Genomic DNA, 14,394 nt, shown 5'->3' on the forward strand with positions numbered 1-14,394 from the left:
AGTCGCCCATGAGACGTGCCCGCCTCGCCGTACCCGCGGCGGTCGCCGCCCTGACCGCCGCGCTGGGCGCCGTACCGGCCCACGCACAGCAGGAGGCCGGTCCGGTGCCCGGCGCCGACCACTGCACCGCCACCGCCTGCCACTTCGACGTCCCGCTCGGCACCTACGACGTCCGCGTCCTCCTCGGCGGCGCCGACGCCTCCAGCACCAGCGTCACCGGCGAGACCCGGCGCGCCCTGCTCCCCGAGACCGCCGTGGCCGCGGGCGAGCGCGTCGCCCGCCACTTCACCGTCGACGTCCGCACCCCCGAGGGCGAACCCACCGGCGCCGACGGCACCCCCGGCCTCGACCTCGTGCTCGGCGGCGCCGCGCCCGCCCTCGCGGACATCGCCGTCACCCCCGCCCGGCACGCCCGGCAGCTCCTCCTCGTCGGCGACTCCACCGTCTGCGACCAGCCCGGCGACCCGTACTACGGCTGGGGCCAGCAGCTCCCGCAGTACCTCCGCAAAGGGCTCTCCGTCGCCAACCACGCCGACTCCGGCGAGAGCACCGTCAGCTACCTCGCCGACCCCCGGCTGTGGGCCACCGTCCAGCCGCGCATCCACCCCGGGGACCTCGTCCTCATCCAGCTCGCCCACAACGACAAGACCACCGACGGGCCGACCTACCGCGCCAACCTCGAAGCCCTCGTCGCGGGCGTACGGGAACAGGGCGGCGAACCCGTCCTCGTCACCCCCATCGTGCGCCGCTGGTTCAACTCCGACGGCACCCTCGACAACGGCACCGCCCTGCTCGTCAACGGCCTCGGCGTCGACCACCCGGCGGTCGTCCGCTCCGTCGCCGCCGACCTGGACGTGCCCCTGATCGACCTCACCGCCCGCACCAAGGACGTCGTCGAGTCCCTCGGCGTCGAGGGCTCCAAGTCCCTCTACCTCTCCAACGAGAAGCGCGACAACACCCACACCTCCCGGCACGGCGCCACCGTGTACGCGAGCATCGTCCGGGACGAACTCCTCGCCCTGGGACTGGTGCCCCCGGGTCTGGTACGGCTGGGATGAGCCCCTGGGGCGCCCCGTCCGGAACCGGGGCGCCCCAGGCCCACCACACGGACCCGGCTGCCGGAAGGAACCCCCCGATGGACCTGCCCCCCGACGACCGCGCCCTCAGCCCCCGCACCGGCTACACCCGCGCCCACTGGGAGGCCGCCGCGGACGCCCTGCTCGCCGCCGTCGAGCCGTACGCCACCCCCGACCGCGCCCTCTACCACCTGCCCGGCGACCACACGAGCTGGTCAGGGCGCCTCTCCGACGGCCTGGAGGGCTACGCCCGCACGCTGCTGCTGGCCGCCTTCCGCCAGGACGAGAAGGCCCTCGCCCGGTACGCGGACGGCCTCGCCGCCGGGGTCTTCGGCGTCTGGCCCCGCATCGAGGACCGTGGCCAGCCCCTCGTCGAGGCCGCGTCCATCGCCCTCGCCCTGCGCCTCACCCGCCCCCTGCTCTGGGACCGCCTGCCGGACGCGGTGCGGCAGCGGACGGCGCACTGGCTGGCCGACGCGCTCACGGCCGAACCGTGGCCCTGCAACTGGGAGTTGTTCCCCGTCACCGTCGGCGGCTTCCTGCACTCCGTCGGCCACGAGACGGACGCCGCCCAGGCCGCCGTCGACCGCGGCCTCGACCGCGTCGAGCGGTGGTACGTCGGCGACGGCTGGTACACCGACGGCGACGGCCGCAAGTTCGACTACTACAACGGCTGGGCGCTGCACCTCTACCCGGTCCTGCACGCCTGGCTCTCCGACGACCCCGCCCTCCTCGACCGCTACGGCCACCGCCTCGCCCGTCACCTGGCCGACCACGCCCGCCTGTTCGGCGGCGACGGCGCCCCCCTGCACCAGGGCCGCTCCCTCACCTACCGGTTCGCCACCACCGCCCCCCTCTGGCTCGGCGCGCTCACCGGCCACACCCCGCTGCCGCCCGGCGAGACCCGCCGCCTGGCGTCCGGCGCCCTCAGGTACTTCCTCGACCGGGGCGCCGTCGACGACCGCGGCCTGCTCACCCTCGGCTGGCACGGCCCCGACCCGAGCGTCCTCCAGGGCTACTCGGGACCCGCCTCCCCCTACTGGGCCAGCAAGGGCTTCCTCGGACTCCTCCTGCCCCCCGAGCACGAGGTCTGGACGGCCCCCGAACAGCCCGGCCCCAGCGAGCGCGCCGACGCGGTCACGCCCCTGCGCGCCCCCAACTGGCTGCTCCAGTCCACCCGTTCCGACGGCGTCGTCCGCCTCCACAACCACGGCAGCGAGGACGTCCGCTACGACCCCCACTACACCCGCCTCGCCTACTCGACCACCACCACGCCGACACCGTCGTACGACAACAGCGTGGCCGTCGGCGGCGACGCCAGCCGCACCGGCATCGAGCCGCTGGGCGTGGGGGAGGGTTGGGCGGCCTCCCGGCACCGCGCGGGCGACGGGGCGCGGGTGGTCAGCCTGGTGGTGGCCCGGGGCGCGGTGGAGGTACGGGCCTTCTGGGTGACCGGGGCACCCTCGGGGACGGCCATCCGGGTGACGGGATGGGACACGGGGACGGCGGAGGTAGCGGGGACGGAGGGGACGGCGGCGACGGTGCGGGCCGAGATCCTCCCCGCGCACCTTCTCGACGACACCCTCACCGGCACCCTCACCACCGCGCCGGGCCCCTTCGTCGCCGTCGTCCGGCTCACCGCCGAGCCGGAGCCGTCGCCGCTCGCGGAGCTGGTGTCGGTGGTCGTGGAGGAGGGCACGGGGCTGTGCGTGCGGTGGGCGGACGGCCCACCCGCCCGCTTCCGGTTCCACGCCGAGCCCGGCGCCCCGGCCGTGTCGCCCCTTCCGGGTCAGGACAGTTCGGCCGGTACCGAACCCTCCCACCCCTAACGTCCCCACCATGACCGACTTCGCCCGACTCCACCGCACCGGCGCCCCGCTGCTGCTGCCGAACGCCTGGGACCACGCCTCCGCCCGGCTCCTCGCCGCCCAGGGGTTCGCGGCGGTCGGCACCACCAGCCTCGGCGTCGCCGCGGCGGCCGGACTGCCCGACGGGGCCGCCGCCACCCGCGACGAGACCCTGCGGCTGGCCCTGAGCCTCGGCTCGGCGCCCTTCGCGCTGTCCGTCGACGCCGAGGACGGCTTCAGCGACGACCCCGCCCAAGTCGCCGCCTTCGCCCGCGAGCTGTGGGCCGTGGGGGTGGCCGGGGTCAACCTGGAGGACCGGCTCGGGCCCGCAGAGCGGCACGCCGAGAAGATCGCCGCCGTGAAGGCCGCCGCGCCGGGCCTCTTCGTCAACGCCCGCACGGACACGCACTGGCTCGGCGGAGGCGGGGACGGCGCCGACGACACGCTGGCCCGGCTGCGCGCCTACCGCGAGGCGGGCGCCGACGGTGCCTTCGTGCCCGGACTGACCGACCCCGCCGCCATCGCCGCGCTGGTCCGCGCCCTCGGTGACGTCCCCCTCAACGTCCTCTACTCGCCCACCGGACCCACGGTCCCCGACCTCACCGCCCTCGGCGTGCGCCGGATCAGCCTCGGCTCGCTGCTCTACCGGCGCGCGCTGGGCGCCGCCGTGGAGGCGCTCACCGGGATCAGGGAGGGGCGTGCGCCCGTGGGCCCCACACCGGCGTACGCCGACGTACAGGAGTTGAGCGGGGGCTGAGACGCGTGCCACTGCCATGTGGGGGCGATCCTGGTAGCGTTGAGGCTTTCGCGGGTATCAGACCCTTTGGACTCGTCACCGGCGAAGGGCCGAGCACCGATGAGCATGGACACCCCCTCGGACAGGCGGCTGGCGTCCGCCGTCGTGATGGACGCCGCGGGCCGGGTGCTCCTGGTGCGCCGCAGTGAGCGTGAGCGTTTCCTGCCCCGCGTCTGGGGCGTCCCCTGCGGCAAGCTGGAGCCCGGCGAGAGCGCCGCGGACGGGGCGCTGCGGGAGCTGAAGGAGGAGACGGGGCTGCTCGGCGAGGTCGTCCGCAAGGTCGGCGAGTCGTCCTTCGTCAGCGACTACCGCGGCCACGAGATCAAGAACTGGCAGGAGAACTTCCTGGTCAGGCCCGTCACCTGGCAGGTCTCCCTGCCCGAGCGGGACCAGGCGTACGCCTGGCTGGCCCCGGCGGAGCTGTCCGGCGTCGACATCGACGACTACAACCTGGACGTCGTCCGCCAGGCCCTCACCCCGTCCCAGCCCTGAGCAGCTCGCCCAGGCCGTCCAGCGCGTCCAGGTACTCCGGCACCGCCAGCGGCACCTTCGGCACCGCGTCCGGGTGCGGGCCCGCCGCGGTGAACACGTCGGTGTGGCGGCGCCGTTCGGAGCCCGTCTCCAGGAACAGCGTCACCGTCGGACCCTCCGTGTCGCACCAGGCCCGGTGCAGGGTGTGCGCGGGCAGGGCGTAGGCGCTGCCCGCCGCGATCCGCGCCGCGTGCGTCAGCCGCAGCCGGGCCGGGCCCGCGGGGGCCAGCCGCCAGTGCGCCGACCCCGCCGCCAGGGACTCCTGGTAGCGGGCGGTGGTGAGGTCGCCGTCGCCGTCCGCCGTCTCGTACAGCTCCATCGCGAGCCGCCCCCGGACCACGCAGGACGCCAGCGGGGAGCGGTGGTTGTGGATGTCCTCCTTGCCGATCCCGCCCCGCCCCGGGTGCCACAAGTGGGCGCGGAGCATATGGCGCGGGCCGCCGTCGATCAGCAGCAGCTTGTCGAAGCCGAGGACGTGACGGTACGACAGGCGCGCGCAGTGCTCCGGGTCGCCCGCACCGGCGGCGAGTTCGGTGACCAGCTCCAGCAGCCGTTCGGGCTCCCCGAGCCGGGCGACCAGGTCACGGGCGGCGAGCGCCAGTTCGTGCTCGGGCAGTTCCGCGGCGAGTTCCGCGGCCAGCAGCCGCCTGGCCGCCTCGACGTGCCCACCACCCATGTGGTCTTCCTCCCCCTCCGGCCCTCCCGGGCCCGGTTCAGTGCTGGTGCGGGACGACCGGCTGGACCGGCTGGTACATCCATACGGCATGGGCGCGCAGCGCCGACAGCCCCTGGTACGTCATCCACATCGGGCGGCGCAGCTCGGTGCTGTCGCCGCGCCCCCAGACCCAGATGCCGTCGCTCTGCGCGGCCCACACCGCGGCGATCGCGCCGTCCAGCCGCTCCGTCCACGTGTCGAGGAGGCCGTCGCGCCGGGCGACCTCGCGGGCGCCGGGGGTGAGCAGGGCGCGGGCCACCCAGGAGGCGGTGAAGTGCCGTACGTTCAGCACCTCGTGGCGTGCCGGGTCGTCGGGGCGGGGACGGCGCACCTCCTCGCGGAGGTTCTCCAGGTCCAGACAGGCGTGGTGGGGCGCGTCGCGGCAGGCCAGCAGCCAGCGCACGCCGTCCTCGCGGGCGGCGCGGGCGGCGGCGGTCTCGTCGAGGACCCGGGCGGCGCGGTCCAGGGCGACCACGGCGAGCGCGGTGTGCAGCGGGGACGCGGGGCCGTAGGGCGGGGCGAGGCGGTAGCTCCAGCAGCGCAGGTGGTCGCGGCGGTCGTCGCTGATCGCGCCGTCGACGAGGGCCTCGTGCAGCCGGGGCAGGACCGGGTGGCGGGGCGCGGCGCGCAGCAGGCCGCGCAGGACCGTCGTCACCACGTGCGTGGACTCCCGGCCCGCGCGGTCGAGTTCGCTGGTGAAGCCGGTGGTGCAGCGCTCCACCTCGGCGGTGAGCAGGTCGCTGGAGGCGCCCGCGCGGGCGAGCGCGCCCAGCACCAGCGCGGTGACCTCCGGCCGGGCCTCGGCGCCCTGCGAGCGCGCCGACCAGCCGCCGCCGGGCAGCCGCAGCCGCCACAGCGTCTCCACCAGGTCGCCGGTGCTGAGGCGGCCGTCGGGGATGCCGAGGTCGAGCATGGTGTGCAGGCCGTAGGCGGTGCCGACGGGGGTGGGACGGGTCAGGGCGGGGTCGGCGCGGCCCGCGCCGGGGTGGCCGGGGTCGGCCAGGGAGTGCGACCAGCCCGTCAGCCGTCCGGCGTCGGGGTCGTCGACGACGGACACCTGGCTGACGAGGGTCTCGTGGGCGGCGCTGAACACCTCGGGCAGCGGGCCGGGCCCGGGGGCGAGGGCGCCGGTGCCGAGGGTGGCCGGATCGGGTCGTCCGGCGCCGGTGTGGGCGGCGGTGCGGGCGCGCAGCAGGGCCGCCGCCAGCCAGGCCGCGGCGCCGGTGCCCAGCCCGCTGACGCCGGAGACGAGGTAGCGGGCGGTCGCGCCGCCGAGGGTGTCCGGCAGGACGCCGAAGAGGAACTGGAACACCGCGTACCCGGCGGCCAGACAGCCGAGGCTGCCCAGCCAGCCGACGAACCGGGCGGGCGGCGAACCGTCGCCGTCCGGTCCGGCGGACGGGTCGGGGTCGGGGCCTGCCGCGCGCAACGGGCCGCGTCCTAGCTGCTGTTGGGACACGCCGCGCTCCCTCCCCCGTGGTCACCCGCGCGGACCGGGCCGCGGGGCTGGTGAAGATCCCAGTCTAGGGAAACCGTCTCCGACTCCACGTTCGTACCGCTGTTTTCCCCTCCGCACACCGGGCCGTTCAGTCCGGTCGGCGGGGTGTCTCGCGCGGCCAGTGCTCCAGCGCGGCGTGCAGGGCGTCCACGGCCCTGTCCCAGGACGCCTGGACCGCGCGGGGGTGCGCGAAGGCCCCGGCGGCCTCCAGCACGCAGTAGCCGTGGAAGGTGGCGCGCAGCAGCCGTACGGCGTCGGTGAGGTCGGGTTCGTCGAGGCCGTAGCCGCGGAGCATCCCGTAGGTGATGTCGGCGGTGCGGCGCACGGCGGGGGAGTCGGCCAGCAGCTCCGGCGCGAGCGCGTCCGGGTCGACCCGGGCCTGGGTGGCCGCGTACCGGCCGGGGTGGGCCAGCGCGTAGGCGCGGTAGGCGTCCGCGAACGCGGTCAGCGCGTCCTTGCCCGCGCGGCCCGCGACCGCGTCGGCGATCCGGTCGATCAGCTCGCCCCCGGCCAGCAGCGCCAGCCGGGCCCGCAGCTCCCGCAGGTTCCGCACGTGGGAGTACAGGCTGGCGTCCCGGACCCCGAAGCGGCGGGCCAGCGCGGAGAGCGTGACGTTCTCGAACCCGACCTCGTCGGCCAGCTCGGCGGCGGCGCCGACGAGCCGCTCGGCGGTGATCCCCGCACGCCCCATGGACGACCTCCTCCCCTGCTGACCTCGGGCGGAAGCCTAGTCGAGCGGGGCTGGGCGAGCGGCCGTGTGCGGGACGTCTGACGCTCACCCCGGGGTCGTACGACATTCATCTTCCGCCTTGATCCTCCTCACGCGGCGCAGTGAGCGCCGCAGCAGGCAGCCGCGGCAGTCGGCGGCATCCAGGAGGCACATTCATGGGTCACGGACACGGACACCACCACCACGGACACGACCACGAGCACGGCCACCCGGCGCCGCTGCCCGCCGCCTTCGACACCTCCGTGCCGGACGAGGCCCTGACCCCCGAGCAGCGGTCCCGCCGCTCCCTGCTGCGCCGCGCCGGACTCCTCGGCGCGGGCCTCGCCGCCTCCAGCGTGCTCAGCTCGGCCGCCGCCCCCGCCTACGCCGCCCCCGCCTACGCCGCCCCCGCCTCCGGCAGCCGCCGCAAGGGCTTCCTGTGGCTGGCCGGTGACCACCACATCCACACCCAGTACAGCAGCGACGGCAAGTACCGCGTCGTCGACCAGGTCCGCCAGGGCGCCCGGCACGGCATGGACTGGCTGGTCATCACCGACCACGGCAGCGCCACCCACGCCAGGATCGGCGTGGAGAAGGTCAACCCGGACATCAACGCGGCCCGCGCCGCCTACGCGGACACCCTCGTCTTCCAGGGCCTGGAGTGGAACATCCCCGCCGCCGAGCACGGCACGGTCTTCGTGCACCCCGGCAAGAACGAGGTGTCCGTCCTCAAGCAGTTCGAGACCGACTACGACGGCAGCGTCAAGGGCGCCTCCGACTCCACCCCCGCCAACGAGGCCCTCGCCATCGCGGGCCTGAACTTCCTCGCGGAGCAGGTGCGGCGGCGCAAGGTCAAGGACGCGCTGATGCTCGCCAACCACCCGGCGCGCCGCGGTGTCGACTCCCCGCACGAGATCCGCGGCTGGCGCGACGCCACCGGCGCCGAACGCCAGATCGCCGTCGGCTTCGAGGGCGCCCCCGGCCACCAGGCCGCGGGACTGCCCGCCCCGCTCGGCATGGGCCGAGCCCGCGGCATCTACGACAACAACCCGAGCGCCAACTCCTTCGCGGGCTACCCGCCGGAGTCCTACCGCACCTGGGGCGGCTTCGACTGGATGACCGCCACCGTCGGCGGCCTCTGGGACAGCCTCCTCGCCGAGGGCAAGCCCTGGTGGATCACCGCCAACTCCGACTCCCACCAGGTCTACGCCGACACCGCGGCGCGCGGCGGCGGCGACTTCAACGCCAACGGCCGGTACGACGACCCCGTCTACGCGGGCAGGATCGACATCACCCAGGGCGACTACTGGCCCGGCTACTACAGCCGCACCCATGTCGGCGCCGACGGCTTCGGTTACGCCGCCGTCATGGACGGCATCCGCGCGGGCCGCGTCTGGGTCGACCACGGCCAGCTCATCAGCGGCCTCGACGTCCGGGTCTCCGGCGGCAGCCGCTGGGCCACCCTGGGCGGCGCCCTGCACGTGAAGAAGGGCACCAAGGTCACCCTGACCGTCGACGTGGCCCTCGCGGGCGGCCCCAACTGGGCGGGTTTCGTGCCGGAGCTGGCCCGCGTCGACGTCATCCAGGGCGACGTCACCGGCGAGGTCGCGGACAAGGACACCTTCACCGCGCCGACCGCCAAGGTCGTCAGGTCCTACGAGGTCAACAAGTCCACCGGCACGGTCCGCCTCAGCTACGAACTCGGGCGCGTCGACCGGCCCGTGTACGTCCGGCTGCGCGGCACCGACGGCAAGCGCGGCGCCGTCGGCGCGCTGGGCGCGGCGGTGGACCCGGCGGGTCCGGCGCTCGACGTCGTCGGTGACGCCGACCCGTGGCAGGACCTGTGGTTCTACTCCAACCCCGTGTGGGTCCTGCCGTCGTGACGACGGTTCACGCCCTCACCGTCGACGCCGGTCTGCGGGACCTGCGCGCGGCCGACCACCTCGTCCGGACGCTCGCCGACGAACTCGCGCTGCCCGAGGACGTGTTCGGCTGCACGCATCTGATCCGGGGCGACCGGCCGCGCGTGGCGGTGTCGTTCACCTTCCCCGCCGGGGCCGCGCTGGACGCCGTACGCGACCGGCTCACCGCCCGGGGGTACGAGGTGACGGACGGCGTGCCCGACGACACCGGCCGCGCGGTCCGCTACCCGGGGTCCTCCGCCCTCACCGGCACGCTGACCGTGGCCGACCTGCTCACCCGCTCGGCGATCACCCGCGTGACGGTGCTGGGCGCTTCCGGCGCGCCGGACCCCGGCACCCCCGTGGTGACGGCGGACCACGTCCGGCCGCAGTGGCAGCGGGGCGAACTCGTCCTCACCGTCCAGCCCGCGCGCGGCGGCACCCTGGTCCCCTTCGAGGTCCCGGAGCCGACGCCGTGCTGCGCCGACCACTGACGTGACACGCGAAAGACAGGCCATCGCACGGCTCCCCCGGTGAACGGGCAGTTGACCCGGGGGAGTGCGCGATGGCCTGGTCCTCGTCCGCCGTGACGCGAGGGCCGGAACGGCCCGTGTACGGCAGGTGGCGGTGAGGTTATCAGAGCGCCGATCCGGGGTGTCGGGCGCGGGGCGCGATCACCGGCGGTCAGCCGCGCCGCGCGAACACGAACGAGAACTCGGCCGGTGCGGCGCGCAGTTCATAGCGGGGCAGGACGCCCGGTCCGCAGGACTGGGAGCCGATGCCGTGCTGGGCGTGGTCCAGGTTGACCCAGACCCGGTCACCCGGGGCGAGGTCGGTCAGGTGGGCGGCGGCGTCCAGGTGTTCCGTCGTCCAGCGGCGGGCCGTGAACCAGAACGCCGGGTCGCCCTCGATCCGCAGGCCGCCCAGTTCCACCCAGCGGACGTCGGCGCGGGCGCCGTTCTCCTGGGGGCGGACGTAGGGGGTCTGGAGGCCGTCCACCGAGGACTCCCAGCGGGACAGCCGGGACGCGGACCTGGTGTCGGGGTACGCCTCGCCCGGCCCGCCGCCGTACCAGCGCACCCGGTCGACCTCGGGCAGCGCCAGCCGGACGCCGAGCCGTGGCAGGGGCAGCGTCCAGTGGCCCTCCGGGGTGACGGCGACCGTCAGGCGCAGCCGCTCGCCGTCCGCCTCCCAGCGGTAGGTGGTGCGAAGGCCGACGTCCGCGGCGGCGGGGGCGACGCGGGTGTGGACCGTCAGCGCGTCGTCCGTCAGCCGTACGCCGTCCAGCCGGTGCCGCATCCGGTGCAGGCCGAGTTCCCGCCACAGGGTGCCGTAGCGGGCGTCCGGCTGCCAGGGGGCGCCCTCGTCGTTGTCGGTGGGGGCCCGCCAGACGTCCAGGCGCGGGCCGGTCAGCTCGGTGCCGGAGAGGGTCAGCAGGGCGCCGGTGCGGGCGTCGAAGGTGGCCGGGCCGAGGTGGATACGGTCGTCGGCGGCGGGTGCGGGGCGGGCGGTGGGCGTGAGGGTGGGGGCCGGGTGCGGGGTGCGGGGGAGCTGGGTCCACGCCACCACGTGGTCCTTGGGCGCCCAGGGGGTGTCCTCGGCCAGGACGGCGCGGACCGTCCACAGGGTCTCCCGCCCGGCGGGGGCGTCGGGCGGCTCCGGCAGCTTCACCTCCGCCGACTCGCCGGGCGCGAGCGGCGGGAGGGCGAGAGTGCCCGTCGCCGCCGTCTCGCCGTCCACCTCGTACGACCAGGTGAAGGCCAGCGCGGACAGGTCCGCGAAGTCATGGCCGTTGGTGACGCGGACGCTGCCGTCGCCGCCGCCCTCGATGCGGACCGGCTCGATGACCTTCCGGTACTCCAGCAGGCCCGGTGACGGGGTGCGGTCCGGGAACAGCAGTCCGTCGCAGACGAAGTTGCCGTCGTGCAGCTCCTCCCCGAAGTCACCGCCGTAGGCGTAGCCGAGCCCCGGGTGGCGGACGCCGTGGTCGATCCACTCCCAGACGAAGCCGCCCTGGAGACGGTCGTACCGCTCGAACAGCCGCTGGTAGTCGGCCAGTCCGCCGGGCCCGTTGCCCATGGCGTGGCCGTACTCGCACAGGATCAGCGGCAGTCCGCGGCGCTTGTGGGTGCCGCCGTCCAGGCCGCGGCCGATCAGCTCGGTCTCCTCGTGGAAGGGGTACATCCGCGAGTACACGTCGGTGTCGCGGCAGGTGGCGTCGCCCTCGTAGTGGACAAGCCGGGAGGTGTCCCGGGCGTGGATCCACTCGGCCATCGCGGTCAGCCCGCGCCCGGTGCCCGCCTCGTTGCCGAGGGACCACATGACCACCGACGGGTGGTTCTTGTCCCGTTCCACCATGCGGGCGGCGCGGTCCAGGAGGGCGGGGGTCCAGCGGTCGTCGTCGACGGGGTTGTCCCGCCAGTCGTGCTCGACGAAGCCGTGGGTCTCCAGGTCGCACTCGTCGATCACCCACAGGCCGTACTCGTCGCACAGGTCGAGGAAGGCCGGGTGCGGCGGGTAGTGCGAGGTGCGGACCGCGTTGACGTTGTGCCGCTTCATCAGCAGCACGTCCTGGCGCATGGTCTCCAGGTCCAGGGCGCGTCCGCGCTCCGGGTGCCACTCGTGCCGGTTGACGCCCCGGAAGAGCAGCGGTCGGCCGTTGACCTTGAGCAGGCCGTCCTCGACGGCGACGGTGCGGAAGCCGACGCGCAGCGGCACCCGTTCGCCCGGGGTGGCCAGGACGGCGTCGTACAGCGTCGGCGTCTCGGCGGTCCACGGCTCGACCGGGACGGTCGCCGTCTCGCCGGTGGCGAGGTCGAGGCCGAGGCCGGGCACGGTGACCCGGCCGGGGACCTCGGAGTCGACGCGCAGGGTGCCCTCGCCGGTGCGGTGGTCGTAGGCGGCGTGCACGAAGAAGTCCCCGGCGGCCCTTTCGGGCCGGTGCAGCAGGGTGACGTCGCGGAAGATGCCCGGCAGCCACCACTGGTCCTGGTCCTCCAGGTACGAGCCCGCCGACCACTGGTGGACGCGGACCGCGAGGACGTTCCCGGTCGGCCTGAGCAGGGCGCCCACCGCGAACTCGTGCGGCAGCCGCGACCCCTTGAACGTGCCGACCTCCGTGCCGTTCAGCCACACCCGGGCGCAGGACTCCACGCCGTCGAAGCGCAGCACCGCGTCCCCGTCGGCGGGCCAGTCGGCGGGCAGGTCGAAGTGGCGCAGGTGGTCCCCGGTCGGGTTCTCGGTGGGGACGTGCGGCGGGTCCACCGGGAACGGGTAGAGGTGGTTGGTGTAGACGGGCGAGCCGAAGGCGCCGTCGTCGCCCTGGAGCACCCAGTGGCCGGGCACGGTCACCTCCGCCCACCCCCCGGCGTCGTACCCGGGGGCTGCGAACGCGTCGTCCTCGGCGTCGGCCGTCGGGGAGAGGCGGAAGCGCCAGTCGCCGTTGAGCAAGAGGGACTTCGCGTCGGAGGCGCGGTACCAGGCACGGGGCGGCAGGGTGCCCGTGCCGGGGCTGACGTCCTCGACGTAGTCGGTGGTGGTGGCGGTGGTGCGTGGGTACATCGGTCTCCTCGGTCAGCCCTTGATGCCGGTCTGTGCGATGCCCTGGACCAGCCAGCGCTGGAGGAAGAGGAACACGAACACCAGGGGCAGGATGGAAATGGCGGTGGCCATGAAGATCAGGTGGAAGTTGACGGTCTGGTTGGTCATGTAGGAGGAGAGCGCCACCTGCACCGTCCACGCCTGTTCGTCCTGTCCGATGACCAGGGGCCACAGGAAGGCGTTCCAGCCGCTGATGAAGGTGATGGTGGCGATGGCGGCGAAGAAGTTCAGCGAGTTCGGCACGACGACACGCCAGTACGCGCCCCAGTAGCCGAGTCCGTCCACGCGCGCCGCCTCCTCCAGCTCCTTGGGGAACCCCAGGAAGTACTGCCGGAACAGGAAGCAGGTGAAACCGCTGAACAGGCCCGGGACGACCAGTCCGCGCAGACTGGACACCCAGCCGAGGGACGACACCAGCACGAAGCTGGGCACGAAGGTGACCGCGGTCGGCACCATCAGGGTCACCAGGACGGCGTAGAAGACCTTGTTGGCGTGCCGGTAGGGGATGCGGGCCAGCCCGTACCCGGCGAGGGAGCACACCAGCAGCGTGCCGAGCGTGTGCAGCACACCGACGACCGTCGAGTTCCACAGCGACCGGGCGAACGGCACCGTCGGGTCGTCGAACAGTTCGGTGACGTTGCCCCACTGGATGTCCGTGGGGAGGAACCGCCACTCCTCGCCGGTGATCTCGGCGTCCGTGGACAGGGCGTTGCGGACGATCAGGTAGAAGGGGACGAGGAAGAGGAACGCGGCGATGCCCGCGCCGATGTACAGGCCGGTGTGGGTCGTCGCTCGTCGGGCGCTCACTTGGTCTCCTCACCCCTCCCGAAGCCCATGACCCTGCCCTGGAGCAGGGTGACGGCGCAGATCAGCACGGTCAGGATCATCGCGCCCGCGCTGCCCGCGCCGTAGTCCTGGTTCTCGCCCAGCGCGGTGTAGTACAGCTCGACCAGCGGCGGGCGGCCCCAGGTGGTCTTGGCGAGCAGGTTGAAGAACTCGTCGAACGCCTGGTACGCCGCGATCAGGAGCAGCAGGACCACCGCCGTGGAGGTGGCCCGCAACTGCGGCAGCGTGACGTGGCGGAAGGTCTGCCAGCCGGGCTTCGCGCCGTCGATCGCGGCGGCCTCGTACAGCTCGCGCGGGATGTTCTGGAGCGCGGCGAGGAACAGGATCATGTAGAAGCCGGACTGGAGCCACAGCCGCACGGTGACGATGACCAGCCAGTACCAGGGCGGGTTGGGGTCGGCCAGCCAGGCGACGTTCCCGACGCCGAACCAGCCGAGCACGGTGTTCGCCAGCCCGAAGCGGACGCCGCTGAACACCGACATCTTCCAGATCAGCGACGCGGCGACGAAGCTGACCGCCGTCGGCAGGAAGAACACCGACCGGAAGAACGCCCGCATGAAGCGGATCCGGTTCACCAGCAGCGCCAGGCCCAGCGACAGCGCCCAGGTGACGGGCACGACGATCGCAGCGAACACGGTGAACGTGACCAGCGCGTCGGTGAACCGGTCGTTCGTCAGCATGTACCGGTAGTTGTCGAAACCGACGAACGTGTTGGGTGTGACGGTGTACCGCGCCTCGAAGAACGACAGGTACGCGCTCCAGCCGATCGGCACGTAGACGAAGACCACCAGCCCGATCAGGAAGGGGCCGGTGAACAGCCAGAAGGAGAGGGTACGGCCACGGATCACGGCGTCAGTCCGTCCGTCCGCCGCGGC

Annotated in this window: 12 protein-coding genes; 6 read left to right on the top strand and 6 right to left on the bottom strand. The window is 74.0% G+C overall.

Annotated features, from left to right (window positions below):
• Positions 1–8 precede the first annotated feature (8 nt).
• The 4 genes from ACFQZ6_RS28240 (at position 9) to ACFQZ6_RS28255 (ending at position 4,211) form a co-directional block, all read left to right on the top strand.
• Positions 9–1,058: a rhamnogalacturonan acetylesterase gene (locus tag ACFQZ6_RS28240; RefSeq protein WP_381614352.1), complete on the top strand. Its 1,050-nt coding sequence runs from the start codon at positions 9–11 to the stop codon at positions 1,056–1,058.
• A gap of 77 nt (positions 1,059–1,135) precedes the next feature.
• On the top strand, positions 1,136–2,905 hold the full coding sequence (locus tag ACFQZ6_RS28245; protein WP_381614355.1) for a DUF2264 domain-containing protein: 1,770 nt from the start codon (positions 1,136–1,138) through the stop codon (positions 2,903–2,905).
• 10 nt (positions 2,906–2,915) lie between these two features.
• Complete coding sequence (locus ACFQZ6_RS28250) at positions 2,916–3,680, top strand: isocitrate lyase/PEP mutase family protein (RefSeq protein ID WP_381614358.1); 765 nt, start codon at positions 2,916–2,918, stop codon at positions 3,678–3,680.
• Between the two features lie 105 nt (positions 3,681–3,785).
• Positions 3,786–4,211 carry an NUDIX hydrolase gene (locus tag ACFQZ6_RS28255; RefSeq protein ID WP_381618700.1) on the top strand — a complete coding sequence of 142 codons (426 nt, stop codon included), beginning with the start codon at positions 3,786–3,788 and terminating at the stop codon, positions 4,209–4,211.
• Here ACFQZ6_RS28255 and ACFQZ6_RS28260 read toward each other — a convergent pair.
• The 3 genes from ACFQZ6_RS28260 to ACFQZ6_RS28270 form a co-directional block, all read right to left on the bottom strand.
• Complete coding sequence (locus tag ACFQZ6_RS28260; RefSeq protein ID WP_381614361.1) at positions 4,192–4,926, bottom strand: hypothetical protein; 735 nt, start codon at positions 4,924–4,926, stop codon at positions 4,192–4,194. The genes ACFQZ6_RS28255 and ACFQZ6_RS28260 overlap by 20 nt on opposite strands.
• Before the next feature lie 37 nt (positions 4,927–4,963).
• Positions 4,964–6,424, bottom strand: a complete 1,461-nt coding sequence (locus ACFQZ6_RS28265; protein ID WP_381614364.1) for a hypothetical protein — start codon at positions 6,422–6,424, stop codon at positions 4,964–4,966.
• Between the two features lie 127 nt (positions 6,425–6,551).
• Positions 6,552–7,154 carry a TetR/AcrR family transcriptional regulator gene (locus tag ACFQZ6_RS28270; RefSeq protein WP_381614367.1) on the bottom strand — a complete coding sequence of 201 codons (603 nt, stop codon included), beginning with the start codon at positions 7,152–7,154 and terminating at the stop codon, positions 6,552–6,554.
• Positions 7,155–7,348: 194 nt separating this feature from the next.
• Here ACFQZ6_RS28270 and ACFQZ6_RS28275 point away from each other — a divergent pair, with 194 nt between their 5' ends.
• A complete protein-coding gene (locus ACFQZ6_RS28275) occupies positions 7,349–9,055 on the top strand; it encodes a PHP domain-containing protein (RefSeq protein WP_381614370.1) in 1,707 nt (568 codons plus the stop codon).
• The gene (locus ACFQZ6_RS28280; RefSeq protein ID WP_381614373.1) at positions 9,052–9,567 is read left to right on the top strand and encodes a hypothetical protein; all 516 of its coding nucleotides are present in this window, start codon (positions 9,052–9,054) and stop codon (positions 9,565–9,567) included. Before ACFQZ6_RS28275 ends, ACFQZ6_RS28280 begins: the two co-directional genes overlap by 4 nt.
• A 190-nt stretch (positions 9,568–9,757) precedes the next feature.
• Here the strand turns inward: ACFQZ6_RS28280 and ACFQZ6_RS28285 are convergent, their stop codons facing one another.
• The 3 genes from ACFQZ6_RS28285 to ACFQZ6_RS28295 are packed head-to-tail and all read right to left on the bottom strand — an operon-like array spanning position 9,758 to position 14,367.
• Positions 9,758–12,634: a glycoside hydrolase family 2 TIM barrel-domain containing protein gene (locus ACFQZ6_RS28285; RefSeq protein ID WP_381614376.1), complete on the bottom strand. Its 2,877-nt coding sequence runs from the start codon at positions 12,632–12,634 to the stop codon at positions 9,758–9,760.
• A gap of 12 nt (positions 12,635–12,646) precedes the next feature.
• Positions 12,647–13,480, bottom strand: a complete 834-nt coding sequence (locus ACFQZ6_RS28290; RefSeq protein ID WP_381614379.1) for a carbohydrate ABC transporter permease — start codon at positions 13,478–13,480, stop codon at positions 12,647–12,649.
• Positions 13,477–14,367, bottom strand: a complete 891-nt coding sequence (locus ACFQZ6_RS28295; protein ID WP_381614382.1) for a carbohydrate ABC transporter permease — start codon at positions 14,365–14,367, stop codon at positions 13,477–13,479. The genes ACFQZ6_RS28290 and ACFQZ6_RS28295 overlap by 4 nt, the downstream gene beginning before the upstream one ends.
• Positions 14,368–14,394 lie beyond the last annotated feature (27 nt).

It is taken from the genome of Streptomyces flavalbus (genome assembly GCF_042674625.1).
Classification (GTDB): Bacteria; Actinomycetota; Actinomycetes; order Streptomycetales; family Streptomycetaceae; genus Streptomyces; species Streptomyces flavalbus.

Excerpts from the sequence above, each read along its gene's own strand:
- ACFQZ6_RS28240 (WP_381614352.1), top strand. The coding sequence starts at position 9 with ATGAGACGTGCCCGCCTCGCCGTACCCGCGGCGGTCGCCGCCCTGACC.
- ACFQZ6_RS28245 (WP_381614355.1), top strand. The coding sequence starts at position 1,136 with ATGGACCTGCCCCCCGACGACCGCGCCCTCAGCCCCCGCACCGGCTAC.
- ACFQZ6_RS28250 (WP_381614358.1), top strand. The coding sequence starts at position 2,916 with ATGACCGACTTCGCCCGACTCCACCGCACCGGCGCCCCGCTGCTGCTG.
- ACFQZ6_RS28255 (WP_381618700.1), top strand. The coding sequence starts at position 3,786 with ATGGACACCCCCTCGGACAGGCGGCTGGCGTCCGCCGTCGTGATGGAC.
- ACFQZ6_RS28260 (WP_381614361.1), bottom strand. The coding sequence starts at position 4,926 with ATGGGTGGTGGGCACGTCGAGGCGGCCAGGCGGCTGCTGGCCGCGGAA.
- ACFQZ6_RS28270 (WP_381614367.1), bottom strand. The coding sequence starts at position 7,154 with ATGGGGCGTGCGGGGATCACCGCCGAGCGGCTCGTCGGCGCCGCCGCC.
- ACFQZ6_RS28275 (WP_381614370.1), top strand. The coding sequence starts at position 7,349 with ATGGGTCACGGACACGGACACCACCACCACGGACACGACCACGAGCAC.
- ACFQZ6_RS28285 (WP_381614376.1), bottom strand. The coding sequence starts at position 12,634 with ATGTACCCACGCACCACCGCCACCACCACCGACTACGTCGAGGACGTC.